We start from the raw sequence: 14852 nt of genomic DNA, 5'->3' as shown, positions 1-14852 counted from the left end.
AGCCTTCGGCAGCTCCTACAGGGGATCGGTGGGTTACAGGCCTTCCTCAAGCACCTGATCGAGCATGTCGACGAAGAAATCCACACTCTGACGCGAGGTCACCATCGGCGGTTTGATCTTGAGAATGTTCAGGTCGTCGCCGGTCGGCTGCATAAAAATCCCCAGCTCGCGCAAGCGATCACACAGCAATGTGGTCTCTTCAGTCGCCGGCTCCAGCGTCTCGCGATGACGGATCAGTTCCACGCCCAGATAGAAACCGGACCCATGCACCGCACCGACCAGCGGATGTTTATCGATCAACGCTTCGAGCCGCGCCTTGAAATGGCCACCGACTACCTGAGCGTTCTCCCAGAGCTTTTCTTCTTCCATCACATCCAGCACGGCCATGCCGATCTGGCAGCTCACCGGACTGCCGCCGGCCGACGAGAAGAAGTAACCCTCGGCTTCCAGGGCCTCGGCGATGTCCCGGCGCGTGATTACCGCACCCAGTGGCTGACCGTTGCCCATTCCCTTGGCCATGGTGATGATGTCCGGCACCACGCCCTGCTCCTCGACACCCCAGAAGAAATGGCCCATGCGCCCGTATCCAACCTGCACTTCGTCGGCAATACACACACCGCCCTGCGCGCGGACCAGCGCATACACCTGCTTCAAGTAACCCGGCGGCAGCGATATACCCCCGGCATTGCCGTATACCGGCTCGCAGATGAACCCGGCCAGTTGGCGCTTCTGTTCGGCGATTTTTTCCAGATGATGTTCGACGCTGCGCACGTAGTCCGGCGCCGAATCGAGGCCGCGGAATTCGCCACGATAAGTGTTCGGTGCCGGCACCGGATGCACCCAGTCCGGACGACTTTCGAGGGCTTTCGGGTTGTCGGCGATCGAGGTCGATACCGCATCGGCGCCGATCGTCCAGCCGTGATAAGCCTCAAGCACGCTGATCATGTCGCGACCGCCGCTGTAGGCCCACGCCAGACGAATCGCCAGGTCATTGGCTTCGCTGCCGCTGTTGACCAGAAACACCCGATCCATGCCTTCCGGCGCCAGCTTCAGCAAACGCTCGGAAAATTCGGCCACCGCCGCATAGTTGAACCGCGAGTTGGTATTGAGCAGCGACCACTGACGGGCCGCGACCGCCGCCATGCGCGGATGGCCGTGACCGAGCACAGCCACGTTGTTGAGCATGTCGAGGTACGAACGGCCCTGCATGTCGATCAGGTGATTGCGCCAGCCGCGTTCGATGCGTGGCGGATCGACGTAATAATGTTTTTGCGTGCGGGCGAAACTGGCATCGCGGCGTTCGAGCAACGTTTGCCAATCCAGCTCCGGTTCGGCATCGCAGGCCAGCCCCAGCAAAGCGGCCGGTGACGGGCACAACGACTGCCACGCGGGTGCATGGGACGGCGTACAGAACAGCGGCGCATCCAGATCCGCGCCGCGAATCAGTTGCACGCTCAACGGTCCGCTGACCGATCCCAGCACCTGACCTTTGACCAGCGCCGCGCCACTGTGCAGCGTTGGCGCCACACCCCACAGCCGAACGCTGAGCTGCGGGCCGTCCAGTTGCAGTGCCCCGTCTGCCTTTTGATGCAACACGCCGGCAAACGGCGCTTCCACCGCAGTGCCACTCGGCACGCGCAACTCGACGTGCAGCGGGAAGGTATCCGGTTCATCCGCACTGTCCGGGCGGGTGCGTGACAAACGGTACTGACCATAACGACTCGCCGCCAGACCATGAGCGGCGGCGGCTTCGTTCAGCAGGCGTTGGTCAATGCCCTCCTGCTCCCAGTTGCCGGCCTCGAAATGCGGGCTGAGCACACCGAGATCGATCAGCGCAAATTCGCGCCCGACCAGCTCTGGCAACAACGGCGCGAAACCTTCGCTGTTGATTGCCGGCAATGTCTGACCCACCGCACTGAGAATCGCCGCCTCCATCAACGCCAACGGCACTGATGTGGCGACGCGGAAAATCTCCCACTCGTGACTGAGGTTGTCGCGGCTGTAGGTGTTATCCGGATCGATACTGACTTGTTGTTCGCCGCTGAGCACCAGCACCGCTGCACGGGCGACGATCAGCGGCCATAACGCTTGCAGCTCTTCATGTTGCAGCGGATTGACCGCGTGATAGGCCTGAACCGCCGGCAGAATCACAAACGGATCGCCACCGGCATGGTGCAGCAACGCCGCGCAGGTTACTGACAGATCGGTGATACGCCAGGTGCGCACCAGATCGCCGAAGTCGATGACGCCCTGCAATTGCCAGTGGCGCTGCGCGTCACGCTGCCAGACCACGTTGTCATCAGTGATGTCCATGTGGATCGCCTGCACCGGCAGTTTTTCCAGCAACGGCTGCAAACGGCGCTCGGCCTGCCTGGCCGCGTCGGCGATCAACGTGCGTTGCTGCTCGTCCTTGATCACCGGTAGCAAGTGGGCGATCAGTGCGCTGGCGTGGCGCGCATCCCACTGCAGCGTACGCTCCAGACCTGCATGGTCGAACCCGGCCAAGGCCAGGTCCATCTCGCCGCAGAGCCGACCAAACCCGGCGACCACTGCGTGGCCCAGGTGATCGAGGTGCGTCAGCGGCTGGCCTTCGATGTAATCCAGCAGCCGCACATGGACGGCCTCACCGTCGACCTCAAGCGACAGCAGATCCTCACCGCTATTGGCCGCAATCACCCGTGGCACATGCACATCAGAATGCTCGGCCAGATACTTGAGGCCGGCGTGTTGGGCCTGCAACTCTAAAAGGGCGTAGTCGCCCCGGCAGATTTTCAGCACAAACCGCCCGCGCGCACTGTCAACGCGATAGTTGAGATCCTGCTGGCTGCCAAGGGCCTGCAACGTGCCGCTGAGCCCGTAATGCTCGGCCAGCCATTGCAGGGCCTGCGCCTCGCTGACTTGCGGGCTGGGCAGACTGGCGCGATGAATCAACGTGTCGAGCGACATGAAACGACCCCTGAAATTTTATTAGGCGCTTATATCGCCATTGCTTCTGGCAAGACGCAACCCCTGATTTTGGTTATTCGAGCCCTCGCATCCGGCGGCACTTTGCGCAAGAATGTCGCCCGTCCACACTTATCTATGGAAACCCCCATGAATGTAATCACCACCGATCTGCCAGGTGTTCTGATCATCGAACCGAAGGTGTTTGGTGACGAGCGCGGTTTCTTCTACGAGAGCTTCAACGCCAAGGCGTTCCAGGACGCGACCGGTCTGGATACCCAATTCGTGCAAGACAACCATTCGCGCTCGCAGAAAGGCGTGCTGCGTGGCCTGCATTACCAACTGGAAAACACCCAAGGCAAACTGGTGCGCGTCACTGTCGGTGAAGTACTTGATGTGGCCGTGGACATCCGCCGCAGCTCGCCACACTTCGGCAAGTCGGTAGCAGTGCGTCTGTCGGCTGAAAATCATCGTCAACTGTGGGTGCCGGAAGGTTTCGCACATGGTTTCGTGGTATTGAGCGAGTTCGCAGAGTTCCTCTACAAGACCACTAACTATTACGACCCATCGTCCGAGCGCAGCATTCGCTGGGATGACCCTGCTCTGGGCATCGACTGGCAGCTGGACGAAGCGCCGAAGCTGTCGGCCAAGGATCAGGCAGCAGCGCTGCTCAAGGACGCTGACGTCTTTTCCTGAGGCCGGGCATAATGCGCCTGTCACTACAGGCGCATCCGGCATATGAAACCACCTCTCCCCCGCAGACCCCGCTGGCGCAGCCTCGCCCTGCTGGCATTGTGTCTGGCACCGCTGCTGTGGCCGCTGGAACATCTGGCCGAGCGCTATTACCGCAGCGAACTGGCCGGACAGAACCGCCAGACCCTGGATCTGTACGTCGCCAACCTGCTGGGCACCCTGCACCGCTATGAAGTATTGCCGCAGATCCTCGGCGACCTGCCAGCCCTGCGCGCCGTGCTCGGAGCGCCGGACGATGGCGTCACCCAAGGCAATGCCAATCGTCTGCTGAAAAACATCTCGGCCCAAACCGGTGCCGAAGTGATGTACCTGATGGACACCTCCGGGCAAACACTGGCGGCGTCGAATTGGGACAAACACGACAGCTTCGTCGGCCGTAATTTCTCCTTCCGCCCATATTTCAGCGAAGCCATGGCCGGGCGTCTTGGACGGTTCTTCGGTCTCGGCACCACGTCGGCCAAACGCGGGTACTTCTTCGCCGCTGCCGTGCGCAACGGTGAAAAAATCATCGGCGTCCTGGTGATCAAGGTCGATCTCGACCACACCGAAAGCCTCTGGGGCAAAACGCCGGAACAACTGCTGGTGACCGACCACAATGGCGTGGTCATCCTCACGTCACGCCCGGAATGGCGCTTTCGCTCGACCCGCGTCTTGAGCGATGCCGAGCGCTTGGCAATCACGGCGATCCAGCCCTACCCGACACGCGAACCCCGGCCGCTGAATCTCAACACCGACGCCTGGCTGACACAAACCCACGACATCGCCGAAACCGGCTGGAGCGTCAGCATCCTCGCGCCGCGCACGCTGATCGATCGGCCGGTGCGCACGGTAGTCGCCATCGGCGGCGCCACGCTGTTGGTGGTGATGTTGCTGGTGGGTCTGATGATGCAGCGCCGCCGCCACTATCTGGAGCGCATCGCCTTCGAAGCGAAGGCGCGGCGGGAACTGGAAGGCCGGGTCGCCGAACGCACCAGCGACCTCGAAGGCCTCAACCGTCGTCTGAAGCAGGAAGTGCTGGAGCGTGAACAGGCGCAGCAGGAATTGGTGCGCGCTCAGGACGATCTGGTACAAGCCGGCAAATTGTCGGCGCTGGGCACGATGTCGGCGAGCATCAGCCATGAACTCAATCAGCCTCTCGCAGCGATCCGCAGCTACGCGGAAAACGCCGAAGTGTTGCTCGATCATCAACGCACCGAAGAGGCGCGCGGCAACCTCAAACTGATCAGCGAATTGACCGGGCGCATGGCCTCGATCATCGCCCATCTGCGCGCCTTTGCCCGCCGCGATCGGCACGCCCCGGAAAGCGTCGCGCTGCAACCGGCGCTGGACGATGCGCTGGCCTTGCTGGCCAAACGTCGACGGAGCATGGAAGTCGAGTTGATCCGCGACCTGCCCGCCGCCACCTTGTGGGTCGAGGCCGGGGAAACCCGCCTGCGCCAAGTGCTCGGCAATCTGCTGGCCAACGCCCTCGACGCCCTCACCGAAAAAGGCCCGCCGCGCAAACTGTGGCTGAGTGCCGAATCCACGGCTGACGGCGTCAACCTGTACATTCGCGACAACGGTCCGGGTTTCTGCATGGAAGCCCTCGGCCGCGCCAGCGAGCCTTTCTACACGACCAAGACGCGCACCCAGGGTCTGGGTCTGGGCCTGGCGATTTGTGAAACCCTGATGCGCGCCTTCGGTGGTGAATTGTCGTTCGCCAACCACAAGCAAGGTGGCGCCTTGATTACCCTGCGGCTGCGTGCCGGTGCGCCCGGGGTCAGCCTGCAACCGTCCGAGGATCGAAGTGCATGACCATCGACAATCGCATTCAGGTGGTGTTGATCGACGACGATCCGCACCTGCGTCAGGCCTTGGGCCAGACACTGGATCTGGCCGGGCTGAAAATCCTGCCGCTGTCCGAAGCCAAGGGCCTGGCCGGACAACTGGAACGCGACTGGCCGGGTGTGGTGGTCAGTGACATCCGCATGCCGGGCATGGACGGTCTGGAATTATTGAGCGAACTGCACGCTCAGGACCCCGAGCTGCCCGTGCTGCTGATCACCGGCCACGGCGATGTGCCGCTCGCCGTGCAGGCGATGCGCGCCGGAGCGTATGACTTCCTTGAAAAACCTTTCGCCAGCGACGCCCTGCTCGACAGCGTGCGCCGGGCGCTGGCCCTGCGCCGCCTGGTGCTGGACAACCGCAGCCTGCGTCTGGCCCTCAGCGATCGCAACGAATTGAGCACGCGACTGGTCGGCCATTCGCAACCGATGCTGCGCCTGCGCGAGCAGATCGGCGCGCTGGCGGCTACCCGGGCTGACGTGCTGATCCTCGGCGAAACCGGTGCTGGCAAAGAGGTTGTGGCCCGTGCGCTGCATGACCTGTCGAGCCGTCGCAACGGGCCGTTTGTGGCGATCAATGCCGGCGCGCTGGCCGAATCGGTGGTGGAAAGCGAGCTGTTCGGCCATGAGCCGGGCGCATTCACCGGCGCGCAAAAACGCCGTATCGGCAAGTTCGAATTCGCCAACGGCGGCACCTTGTTCCTCGATGAAATCGAAAGCATGAGCCTGGATGTGCAAGTGAAACTGCTGCGCATGCTGCAGGAACGAGTCGTCGAACGCCTGGGCGGCAATCAACTGATCCCGCTGGATATCCGCGTCATCGCCGCCACCAAGGAAGACCTGCGCCAGGCTGCCGATCAGGGCCGTTTCCGTGCCGATTTGTATTACCGCCTCAACGTCGCGCCGCTGCGCATTCCGCCGCTACGCGAGCGTGGCGAAGATGCGTTGATGCTGTTCCAGTATTACGCCGATGAAGCCAGCGCCCGCCACGGCTTGCCCCCCCACGAACTGCAACCGGCACAGCGCGCCCTGCTACTGCGCCATACCTGGCCGGGTAACGTGCGAGAGTTGCAAAACGCGGCCGAACGCTTTGCGCTGGGCCTTGAACTGGCGCTGGATAACAGCGGCGTCGAGGGCGGCGGCGCCACCGTCCAAATCACTGGCGGCGGGCTCAGCGAGCAAGTGGAAAACTTCGAGAAATCGTTGATCGCCGCCGAACTGGCGCGCACCCACGGCTCGGTACGCAGTCTTGCCGAAGCGCTGGGCATACCGCGCAAGACCCTGCACGACAAACTGCGCAAACACGGCCTCAACTTCGGCGACAGCAGCCATGGGGAGGAGAACGAATGAACCCGGACACTCACTATCTGGAGTCGGTGCTGCATCGCGATATTCCGCTGACACAGGCGATGGGTCTCACAGTGCTCGACTGGCAGGCGCACCAGTTGAGTCTGCACTTGCCGCTGGACGCCAACGTCAACCACAAGAGCACCATGTTCGGCGGCAGCCTCTACTGCGGCGCGGTATTGGCAGGCTGGGGCTGGTTGCATTTACGCCTGAAAGAAGAAGGGATCGACGACGGGCACATCGTGATTCAGGAGGGGCAGATCAGTTATCCGCTGCCAGTGACGGGAGATGCAACAGCCATTTGCCCAGCGCCGGAGGCGGCGGTGTGGAAGAAGTTTCTGGCGATGTTTCAGCGGTATGGACGGGCGCGGTTGACGTTGAATACGCGAATCGTCAATGCCGGGAGTGATGAGGATGCGGTGACATTTAGCGGGCAGTACGTGTTGCACCGCTGAAGATCAAGAGCCCCTCACCCTAACCCTCTCCCGAGGGGAGAGGGGACCGATTGGGGAATGCTTCAAAGATCCACCGACCTGAAAGAACTTTGTTGAATCCATAATCGACTCGATCTTTCAGGTCGATGTACGACGCAACACATCTCGGTCGGCCCCCTCTCCCACTGGGAGAGGGCTGGGGTGAGGGCTTTTCCGGGGCTGGCATCTAACCTCGGGCCAACTCCAGCAACCTCGTCCGCCACGCCGCCTTCGCCGGCAGCGCCAGAAAGAACTCATTCAGCAACGATTCCCGCGCCGGATAACAGAACGCTTCGCCCTGCAGATCCAGCACCTCGCCGCCCGCCCCTTCCAGCACGCCTTGGGCCGCCGCCGTGTCCCACTGCGAAGTCGGCGCCAGTCGCGGATAGCAATCCGCCGCCCCTTCGGCCAACAGGCAAAACTTCAACGAACTGCCAATATTGGCCAATTGCAGCTCACCCAGACTCGCGCTCAACCCGGCCAGCAGGCGCTCCTGCTCGGGACTGGAATGCCGACGACTGGCTACTACGGTGAACGCTTCACCCGGCCCCGGCACGTCACGCACCTGAATCGCAAACGGAGTACCGCCCTCGTCACAGTGCCAGGCACCGAGCCCGGCACCTCCGACGTAGAAACGACCGTTGGTCGGCATCGACACCACACCGAATACCACACGACCGTTTTCGATCAACGCAATATTGACGGTGAATTCCTCACTGCCGCTGATGAACTCCTTGGTGCCATCCAGCGGATCTACCAGCCACCAGCGCTGCCAGCCGGCGCGTATGCTTTGCGCGATACTCGCGTCCTCTTCGGACAGCACCGGAATACTCGGATCCAGCGCGATCAATCCATCCACGATCACATGGTGCGCGGCCAGATCTGCAGCGGTCACAGGTGAATCATCTGACTTGGCGGTGACTTCAACGCCTGACCGCCAGAACGGCAAAATTGCCTCGCCAGCCTTCAACGCCAGCGCAATCACTGGCGCCATCAACGGATGGGGAAAGCTCATCAATTGCTCACTCATAGTTGAAAGGCACCGCGCTGGTTCAGCAAATCACGCGCCAGGTACAACGCCGCCAAGGCACGCCCTTCGGTGAATTGCGGATTCAACGCCAGCGCCGACAGTTCACGCAGGTTGACCTTGTCGACCCGCATTGGCTCAGGCTCATCGCCCTCCAGACGTTCTTCGTACAGCTCGGTGGCCAGCACCACCTGAATCTTCTGGCTCATGTAACCGGGTGACAGCGACAGTTCGGTCAGATGCTCCAGTTGCCGCGCGCCAAAACCGGCCTCTTCCTTAAGCTCACGCTCGGCCGCCGCCAGCACGTCTTCACCGGGTTCGATAAGGCCTTTGGGCAGGGACAATTCGTACTCGTCAGTACCGCCGCAGTATTCCTCGACCAACACAGCGTGCTCGGCATCAAGCATTGCCACGATCATCACCGCGCCATATCCGGCACCCTTGCCCACCAGACGCTCATAGGTGCGTTCCACACCGTTGGAAAAACGCAGCTTGAGCTCTTCGACGCAAAACAGGCGACTGGTGGCGACGATCTCGCGGGCAAGTATGGTGGGTTTCTGGCGCATGCAAAGCTCCTTGGCGTGAACGCGCTACTATAACGCGGCTTTCCCGATTGTTTACGTCGGATATCTTTCTACCGCTCGAGACGTTGCCATGCCTTCATTACCCTGGTCCGACATCGATACCGTTCTTCTGGACATGGACGGCACGCTGCTGGATTTGCACTTCGACAACCATTTCTGGCTGGAACACCTGCCCCAGCGCTACGCCGAACTGCACGGGGTCAGCCGCGCCATGGCCGAGATGGAGTTGCAGCCGCTGTTCGAGCGCCATGCCGGGCAGTTGCAGTGGTACTGCCTGGATTTCTGGAGCAGCGAACTGAAGTTGTCAGTGCGAGAGTTGAAGCAGGAAACAGCACACCTGATCGCCCTGCGCCCCGACGCCGACACCTTTCTTGAAGCGATAAAACGCGCCGGCAAACGGGTGATCATGATCACCAATGCGCACCGTGATTCGCTGTCGTTGAAGCTGGAGCGGATTGAACTGGCGCCCTATTTCGAGCGACTGATCAGCTCGCATGACTACGGTTTTCCGAAGGAAAATCCGCAATTCTGGGATGCGTTGCAGGCCGATATAGATTTTGATCCGGCACGCAGTCTGTTCATTGATGACACCTTGCCCATTCTGCGCAGTGCGCGGGATTTTGGCGTGGCGCACCTGCTGGCCATCAAGGAACCGGACAGCCGCAAAGGCCCGAAGGACACGGCCGAATTTGCCGCAGTGGATGACTACCGCGACCTGATCACAGGCCTCTGATACCGAGTTGCCCTATTAGCGAGCAGGCTCGCTCCCACATTGAAACGCAATCCAATGTGGGAGCGAGCCTGCTCGCGAAAGCGTTATTCGCAATTACTCAGGAATACGCAGTGTCTGCCCCGGGTAGATCTTGTTCACATCTTTGAGCATCGGTTTGTTGGCTTCGAAGATTTTTTGATACTTGTTGGCATCGCCGTAAACACGCAGGGAAATTGCACTCAGCGTGTCACCCGACTCGACCACCACAAACTGTGCAGCAGTCACTACCGGGCCGGTCACAGTGATCTGGTCATCAACGCTGCCCACGCCCTCGATATTGCCTACGGCCAGCAGAATTTTTTCTTTCTCTTCCTGACTCGCCACTTCGCCGGTAACCGTGACCTTGTCACCGTCGACCGTCGCTTGAACATTCGGATTGCCCAGCCCGATCTTGCTGATGTGTTCCTTCAATTGCTCACCGGCATTGGCATTGCCCGGGGTCAGCAGATCGATCAGTTTCTCACCGGCTTCTTTCACAAAGCTAAAAAGACTCATGGCGCACACTCCTTGATTTGGGTTCCAGACGTCAAAGCCTAGACCACCAATGACAAACCCGGTTCCAAGCCGACCAATGACCCTGTCACCCCACAAGCGTTAGAATCGCCCACCCCCGCCAACACCCTTCGGAGCGAAGATGGACATCAAGCAGCTGAAATTCCTCATCGCCCTCGACGAAACCCGTCACTTCGGCCAGGCCGCTGCGCGTTGTCACATTACCCAACCGACGCTGTCGATGCGCCTGCGTAGCCTCGAAGAAGAACTCGACCTGCCGCTGGTCAACCGCGGTCAGCGGTTCGAAGGGTTCACCGCCCCGGGCGAACGGGTGCTGGCGTGGGCACGCACGGTGTTGGCGGCGTATGACGGCTTGCAGGCAGAAGCGGCAGCGTGCCGCGGCAATCTGGTCGGCACGTTGCGCCTGGGCGTGGTGCCGCTGTCGAGTTTCGATGCGTTGCCGCTGATGCAGCGTCTGCACGGGCAGCATCCGAACCTGCGCTTTGAATTGTCGGCGCTGAGTTCCGAACAGATTCTCGAACAACTGGCGAACAACCGCATCGATATCGGCGTGTCCTATCTTGATCGGCTGGACAGTGAGCGCTTCGAATCCCTGGCCTTCAGCGAAACCCGCATGGGATTGCTGTATGACCAGCGTTTCTTCTCCTTCGGCGAAGCACCGTTGACCTGGGAATCGCTGATCGAACTGCCACTGGGCATGCTCACCAGCGGCATGCACTTTCGCCAGTCGATCGACCACAATTTCCACAGCCGTGGCCTGACGCCACAGACACTGCTGCAAACCGATGCCGTGCATCAATTATTACAAGCTGTGCATGGCGGGTTCTGTTGCGCGGTGATGCCGTTGGACGGCGGACTGGAAAACCTCACTGATGATCTGCGTCTGCAGCCGATTGAAAGTGCCCAGACCCTTGCACGACTGGGGTTCATCATGCGCCGGGGTGCCCCTCGCTCAGCGCTGGCCGAGGCCTGTTTTGCGCTGTATCAAAAATCGCCAGGCGAGTCTTGATCGACGGCATCTATCGGTAGATCAACATTAGCGATTAGACGCGACATCTTGCCGCGCCTAGTCTTAACGTTGATCAAACCGTTGGTGATGCCATGAACGCCAAGCGCCCAGCCTGCGCGGCGCCTGCACGCGAAACGCCCGCGCCAGCTGCCAGCCAGACATACAGTTACAGCGATCTGCCTCTTGAGGAGTCGGCCAGCACCGCGCTGGCCGAGGAAGTTGCGTTGGCGATCGCCTACAACGGCATCAGCCAGGCCGTCATGCTGGTGACCCCGACGGACCTCGAAGACTTCATCGTCGGTTTCAGCCTCGGCAGCGGCATCATCGAAGACGCCAATGATATCTATGACCTGCAGATGACTGGCGCAGGTTCGGCGCAATACGCGCAAGTGACCATCGCCAATCGTGCGTTCTGGAATCTCAAGACCCAGCGTCGGCAACTGGCTGGCACCAGCGGTTGCGGACTGTGCGGTGTTGAGGCGGTGGAACAGGCGTTGCCCGATCTCAAGGTGTTGCCCGGTGCGCCGTTGCCGCCGAGTGCATGGCTCGACGGCCTGCGCCAACGCATCGGTGCCTTCCAGCCACTGGGTCAGCATTGCGGTGCGGTACACGCGGCGGTTTTCATGAATGCCAGCGGCGAATTGCTGCTCGGGCGCGAAGACATAGGCCGCCACAACGCTCTCGACAAACTGATCGGCGGGCTGATCCGCCAGAAGATATCCACGGATGGCGGCCTGGCGATTGTCACCAGCCGTTGCAGTCTCGAATTGATCCAGAAAGTTTTGCGCGCCGGCATCCAGACCCTGGTCAGCCTGTCCGCGCCTACGGGCCTTGCTGTGCAATGGGCCCGTCGGCACAACCTCAATCTCATCCACCTGCCGCAGAAAAATGCGCCGCGGGTGTATAGCCCCGCGATGGAGAATCAAGCGTGAGCCAACATCATCAAGCCGACCAGAAACCTGTCCCGCGCTACAAGCCCTACAAAGGCGCAGCCGGCGGTTGGGGTGCCCTGATCAGCGTGGCCCAGGCCTGGTTGACCAGCGACAACGCGCTGAAAAACCTGCGCATGATGCTCAAGACCAACCAGAACGGCGGCTTCGACTGCCCGGGATGCGCGTGGGGCGATTCCCCGGAAAGCGGCATGGTCAAGTTCTGCGAGAACGGCGCCAAAGCGGTGAATTGGGAAGCGACCAAGCGTCGGGTGGATGCAAAATTCTTCGCCAAACACAGCGTTACCGCGTTGCTGGAGCAGAGCGACTACTGGCTTGAATATCAGGGTCGTCTGACCGAGCCAATGGCCTACGACGCCGAGACCGACCGCTATAAACCGATTGCCTGGGACGATGCCTACGCGCTGATCGCCAAACACCTGCAAGGCTTGTCGAGCCCGGATCAAGCCGAGTTCTACACCTCGGGTCGCGCCAGCAACGAAGCGGCGTATCTGTATCAGCTGTTCGTGCGCGCCTTCGGTACCAACAACTTTCCCGATTGCTCGAACATGTGCCACGAGGCCAGCGGCGTGGCATTGGCGCAAAGTGTCGGTGTCGGCAAAGGCACCGTGACGTTTGATGACTTCGAGCACGCCGACGCGATTTTCGTCTGGGGCCAGAACCCCGGCACCAACCATCCGCGGATGCTTGAACCCCTGCGTGAAGCCGTGAAACGTGGCGCTCAGGTGGTGTGCGTCAACCCGCTTAAAGAGCGTGGTCTGGAACGATTCCAGCACCCGCAGCACCCGATCGAAATGCTCACCAACGGCGACAAACCGACCAACACCGCGTACTTCCGCCCGGCATTGGGTGGCGACATGGCGCTGCTGCGCGGCATGGCCAAGTTCCTTCTGCAATGGGAACGCGACGCGCAGAAGGCTGGTGAGCCAGCGGTGTTCGATCACGACTTCCTCAATGCACACAGTGCCAATGTGCTGGAGTATCTCGGTGTCGTCGACGACACGCCGTGGGAGCAGATCGTCGAGCAATCCGGCCTGACCCTGATCGAGATCGAACAAGCGGCGCGCATGTACGCCAAAGGCAAAAACGTGATCATGTGCTGGGCGATGGGCATCACCCAGCATCGCCATTCGGTGCCGACCATCCAGGAAATCGCCAACCTGATGCTGCTGCGCGGCAACATCGGCAAACCCGGCGCCGGTCTGTGCCCGGTGCGCGGTCACAGTAACGTGCAGGGCGACCGCACGATGGGTATCAACGAGCGTCCACCCGTGGCGTTCCTTGATTCGCTGGAGCGTCGCTTCCAGTTCAAGGTGCCACGCCACAACGGGCACAACGTGGTCGAGGCGATCCACGCCATGGCCGAGGGCCGCGCCAAGGTGTTTATCGGTCTGGGCGGTAACTTCGCCCAAGCCACACCGGACAGCCCGCGCACGTTCGAGGCTCTGAGCAATTGTGACCTGACCGTGCAGATCAGCACCAAACTCAACCGTAGCCACCTGGCTCACGGTAAAGACGCCTTGATCCTGCCGTGCTTCGGTCGCACCGACATCGACATCCAGACTGAAGGCCCGCAAGCGGTCACCGTGGAAGACTCGTTCAGCATGGTTCACGCCTCCAACGGTCAGTTGCAGCCGCTTTCTAACCAGATGCGTTCAGAGCCGTCGATCATCGCTGGCATCGCTGCCGCGACCCTTGGCAGCAAACCGGTGGACTGGAACTGGCTGGTGGCCGATTACGGGCGTATCCGCGAGCTGATCGCCGACACCATCCCGGGCTTCAAGGAATTCAACGAAAAGATCAAGAATCCGGGTGGTTTCTACCTCGGCAACAGCGCCGGTGCACGCAAGTGGAACACGCCGTCGGGCCGCGCCAATTTCCGCGCGAACCTGCTGCCCAAAGACCTGGTCCACGAACGTACCCGCGCCACCGGCCAGTTGCCGGATCTGATCCTGCAATCGATGCGCTCGCACGATCAGTACAACACCACGATTTATGGCCTCGACGACCGTTATCGCGGGGTGAAGGGCCAGCGTGATGTGCTGTTCGCCAACGAGGCCGACATTATTCGCCTGGGCTTCCGTCCGGGGCAGAAGGCTGACATCGTTTCGATCTGGGACGATGGGCGCGAGCGTCGGGTGAGGGGCTTTACGCTATTGGCGTTTGATATTCCTGCCGGGCAGGCTGCTGCGTACTACCCGGAAGTGAACCCGTTGGTGCCGCTGGAAAGTACCGGGGATGGCAGCCATACGCCGACGTCGAAGTTCATTGCAATTCGATTGGAAGCAGCGAGCGAGACCGGGCTGATCATGGCCAAGTCTGCTTAAGCTTAAAGAGTGACTGGACTGGCGCCTTCGCGAGCAGGCTCGCTCCCACATTGGACCGCGTTTCTTATGCAGGAATGCGCTCAACTGTGGGAGCGAGCCTGCTCGCGAAAGCGGTAGTGCATTCAACACATCTCTTCGAACTTGCACTTTTCAAACGGACACAAAAAAGGCCGCTTTTTCACAAAAGCGGCCTGTCCGAAGTAGTTAAAGACCGGCAAAAATCACTTAAGTTCCGTAGTTAAAACAGCAACTTGCGTAATTGTATACAAGTCGTGTTATTCGTCGGATTTCGATTGTCACGCGTGTTACACAGCCTCAGGATCGGCGCCGT

12 protein-coding genes are annotated in these 14852 nt (G+C 60.8%); 8 read left to right on the top strand and 4 right to left on the bottom strand.

The genetic code is table 11. The annotated features are described in order from the left end of the window. Window positions 1-33: 33 nt before the first annotated feature. The gene (locus tag IEQ42_RS05535) at window positions 34-2946 is read right to left on the bottom strand and encodes an aminotransferase (protein WP_210702832.1); all 2913 of its coding nucleotides are present in this window, start codon (window positions 2944-2946) and stop codon (window positions 34-36) included. A 147-nt stretch (window positions 2947-3093) separates the two neighbouring features. On the opposite strand from IEQ42_RS05535, the gene rfbC reads away from it, so the two are divergent. The 4 genes from rfbC to IEQ42_RS05515 are packed head-to-tail and all read left to right on the top strand — an operon-like array spanning window position 3094 to window position 7321. Next, a complete protein-coding gene (gene rfbC, locus IEQ42_RS05530) occupies window positions 3094-3639 on the top strand; it encodes a dTDP-4-dehydrorhamnose 3,5-epimerase (protein WP_047299314.1) in 546 nt (181 codons plus the stop codon). A 42-nt stretch (window positions 3640-3681) separates the two neighbouring features. Beyond that, the gene (locus IEQ42_RS05525) at window positions 3682-5490 is read left to right on the top strand and encodes a sensor histidine kinase (RefSeq protein ID WP_210702831.1); all 1809 of its coding nucleotides are present in this window, start codon (window positions 3682-3684) and stop codon (window positions 5488-5490) included. Then, complete coding sequence (locus IEQ42_RS05520; RefSeq protein ID WP_210702830.1) at window positions 5487-6869, top strand: sigma-54-dependent transcriptional regulator; 1383 nt, start codon at window positions 5487-5489, stop codon at window positions 6867-6869. Before IEQ42_RS05525 ends, IEQ42_RS05520 begins: the two co-directional genes overlap by 4 nt. Continuing rightward, window positions 6866-7321: a YiiD C-terminal domain-containing protein gene (locus IEQ42_RS05515; RefSeq protein WP_210702829.1), complete on the top strand. Its 456-nt coding sequence runs from the start codon at window positions 6866-6868 to the stop codon at window positions 7319-7321. The genes IEQ42_RS05520 and IEQ42_RS05515 overlap by 4 nt, the downstream gene beginning before the upstream one ends. A 205-nt stretch (window positions 7322-7526) precedes the next feature. Here the strand turns inward: IEQ42_RS05515 and cysQ are convergent, their stop codons facing one another. Then, complete coding sequence (gene cysQ, locus IEQ42_RS05510; RefSeq protein WP_210702828.1) at window positions 7527-8354, bottom strand: 3'(2'),5'-bisphosphate nucleotidase CysQ; 828 nt, start codon at window positions 8352-8354, stop codon at window positions 7527-7529. An 11-nt stretch (window positions 8355-8365) separates the two neighbouring features. After that, a complete protein-coding gene (gene nudE, locus IEQ42_RS05505) occupies window positions 8366-8932 on the bottom strand; it encodes an ADP compounds hydrolase NudE (RefSeq protein ID WP_210702827.1) in 567 nt (188 codons plus the stop codon). An 88-nt stretch (window positions 8933-9020) separates the two neighbouring features. Between nudE and yrfG the strand changes: the two genes are divergently transcribed. Beyond that, window positions 9021-9683: a GMP/IMP nucleotidase gene (gene yrfG, locus IEQ42_RS05500; RefSeq protein WP_210702826.1), complete on the top strand. Its 663-nt coding sequence runs from the start codon at window positions 9021-9023 to the stop codon at window positions 9681-9683. A 93-nt stretch (window positions 9684-9776) separates the two neighbouring features. Here the strand turns inward: yrfG and lysM are convergent, their stop codons facing one another. After that, window positions 9777-10217 carry a peptidoglycan-binding protein LysM gene (gene lysM / locus IEQ42_RS05495; RefSeq protein ID WP_210702825.1) on the bottom strand — a complete coding sequence of 147 codons (441 nt, stop codon included), beginning with the start codon at window positions 10215-10217 and terminating at the stop codon, window positions 9777-9779. A gap of 139 nt (window positions 10218-10356) precedes the next feature. Here lysM and IEQ42_RS05490 point away from each other — a divergent pair, with 139 nt between their 5' ends. The 3 genes from IEQ42_RS05490 (at window position 10357) to IEQ42_RS05480 (ending at window position 14521) form a co-directional block, all read left to right on the top strand. After that, on the top strand, window positions 10357-11244 hold the full coding sequence (locus IEQ42_RS05490) for a LysR family transcriptional regulator (RefSeq protein WP_042557153.1): 888 nt from the start codon (window positions 10357-10359) through the stop codon (window positions 11242-11244). 92 nt (window positions 11245-11336) lie between these two features. Further along, a complete protein-coding gene (gene fdhD, locus IEQ42_RS05485; protein WP_210702824.1) occupies window positions 11337-12176 on the top strand; it encodes a formate dehydrogenase accessory sulfurtransferase FdhD in 840 nt (279 codons plus the stop codon). Then, a complete protein-coding gene (locus IEQ42_RS05480) occupies window positions 12173-14521 on the top strand; it encodes an FdhF/YdeP family oxidoreductase (RefSeq protein ID WP_210702823.1) in 2349 nt (782 codons plus the stop codon). Before fdhD ends, IEQ42_RS05480 begins: the two co-directional genes overlap by 4 nt. The last annotated feature ends 331 nt before the right edge of the window (window positions 14522-14852 follow it).

Origin of the sequence: Pseudomonas iridis (genome assembly GCF_017980685.1) — a bacterium.
Classification (GTDB): domain Bacteria; phylum Pseudomonadota; class Gammaproteobacteria; order Pseudomonadales; family Pseudomonadaceae; genus Aquipseudomonas; species Aquipseudomonas iridis.
Note: the sequence above shows the minus strand (reverse complement) of the source record. Positions and strands in the feature narration are given on the sequence as shown.

Bases quoted from the DNA above. Each gene is read 5' to 3' on its own strand.
- IEQ42_RS05535 (WP_210702832.1), bottom strand. From the start codon at position 2,946: ATGTCGCTCGACACGTTGATTCATCGCGCCAGTCTGCCCAGCCCGCAA.
- nudE (WP_210702827.1), bottom strand. From the start codon at position 8,932: ATGCGCCAGAAACCCACCATACTTGCCCGCGAGATCGTCGCCACCAGT.
- lysM (WP_210702825.1), bottom strand. From the start codon at position 10,217: ATGAGTCTTTTTAGCTTTGTGAAAGAAGCCGGTGAGAAACTGATCGAT.
- IEQ42_RS05525 (WP_210702831.1), top strand. From the start codon at position 3,682: ATGAAACCACCTCTCCCCCGCAGACCCCGCTGGCGCAGCCTCGCCCTG.
- fdhD (WP_210702824.1), top strand. From the start codon at position 11,337: ATGAACGCCAAGCGCCCAGCCTGCGCGGCGCCTGCACGCGAAACGCCC.
- IEQ42_RS05490 (WP_042557153.1), top strand. From the start codon at position 10,357: ATGGACATCAAGCAGCTGAAATTCCTCATCGCCCTCGACGAAACCCGT.
- yrfG (WP_210702826.1), top strand. From the start codon at position 9,021: ATGCCTTCATTACCCTGGTCCGACATCGATACCGTTCTTCTGGACATG.
- rfbC (WP_047299314.1), top strand. From the start codon at position 3,094: ATGAATGTAATCACCACCGATCTGCCAGGTGTTCTGATCATCGAACCG.
- cysQ (WP_210702828.1), bottom strand. From the start codon at position 8,354: ATGAGCTTTCCCCATCCGTTGATGGCGCCAGTGATTGCGCTGGCGTTG.
- IEQ42_RS05515 (WP_210702829.1), top strand. From the start codon at position 6,866: ATGAACCCGGACACTCACTATCTGGAGTCGGTGCTGCATCGCGATATT.
- IEQ42_RS05520 (WP_210702830.1), top strand. From the start codon at position 5,487: ATGACCATCGACAATCGCATTCAGGTGGTGTTGATCGACGACGATCCG.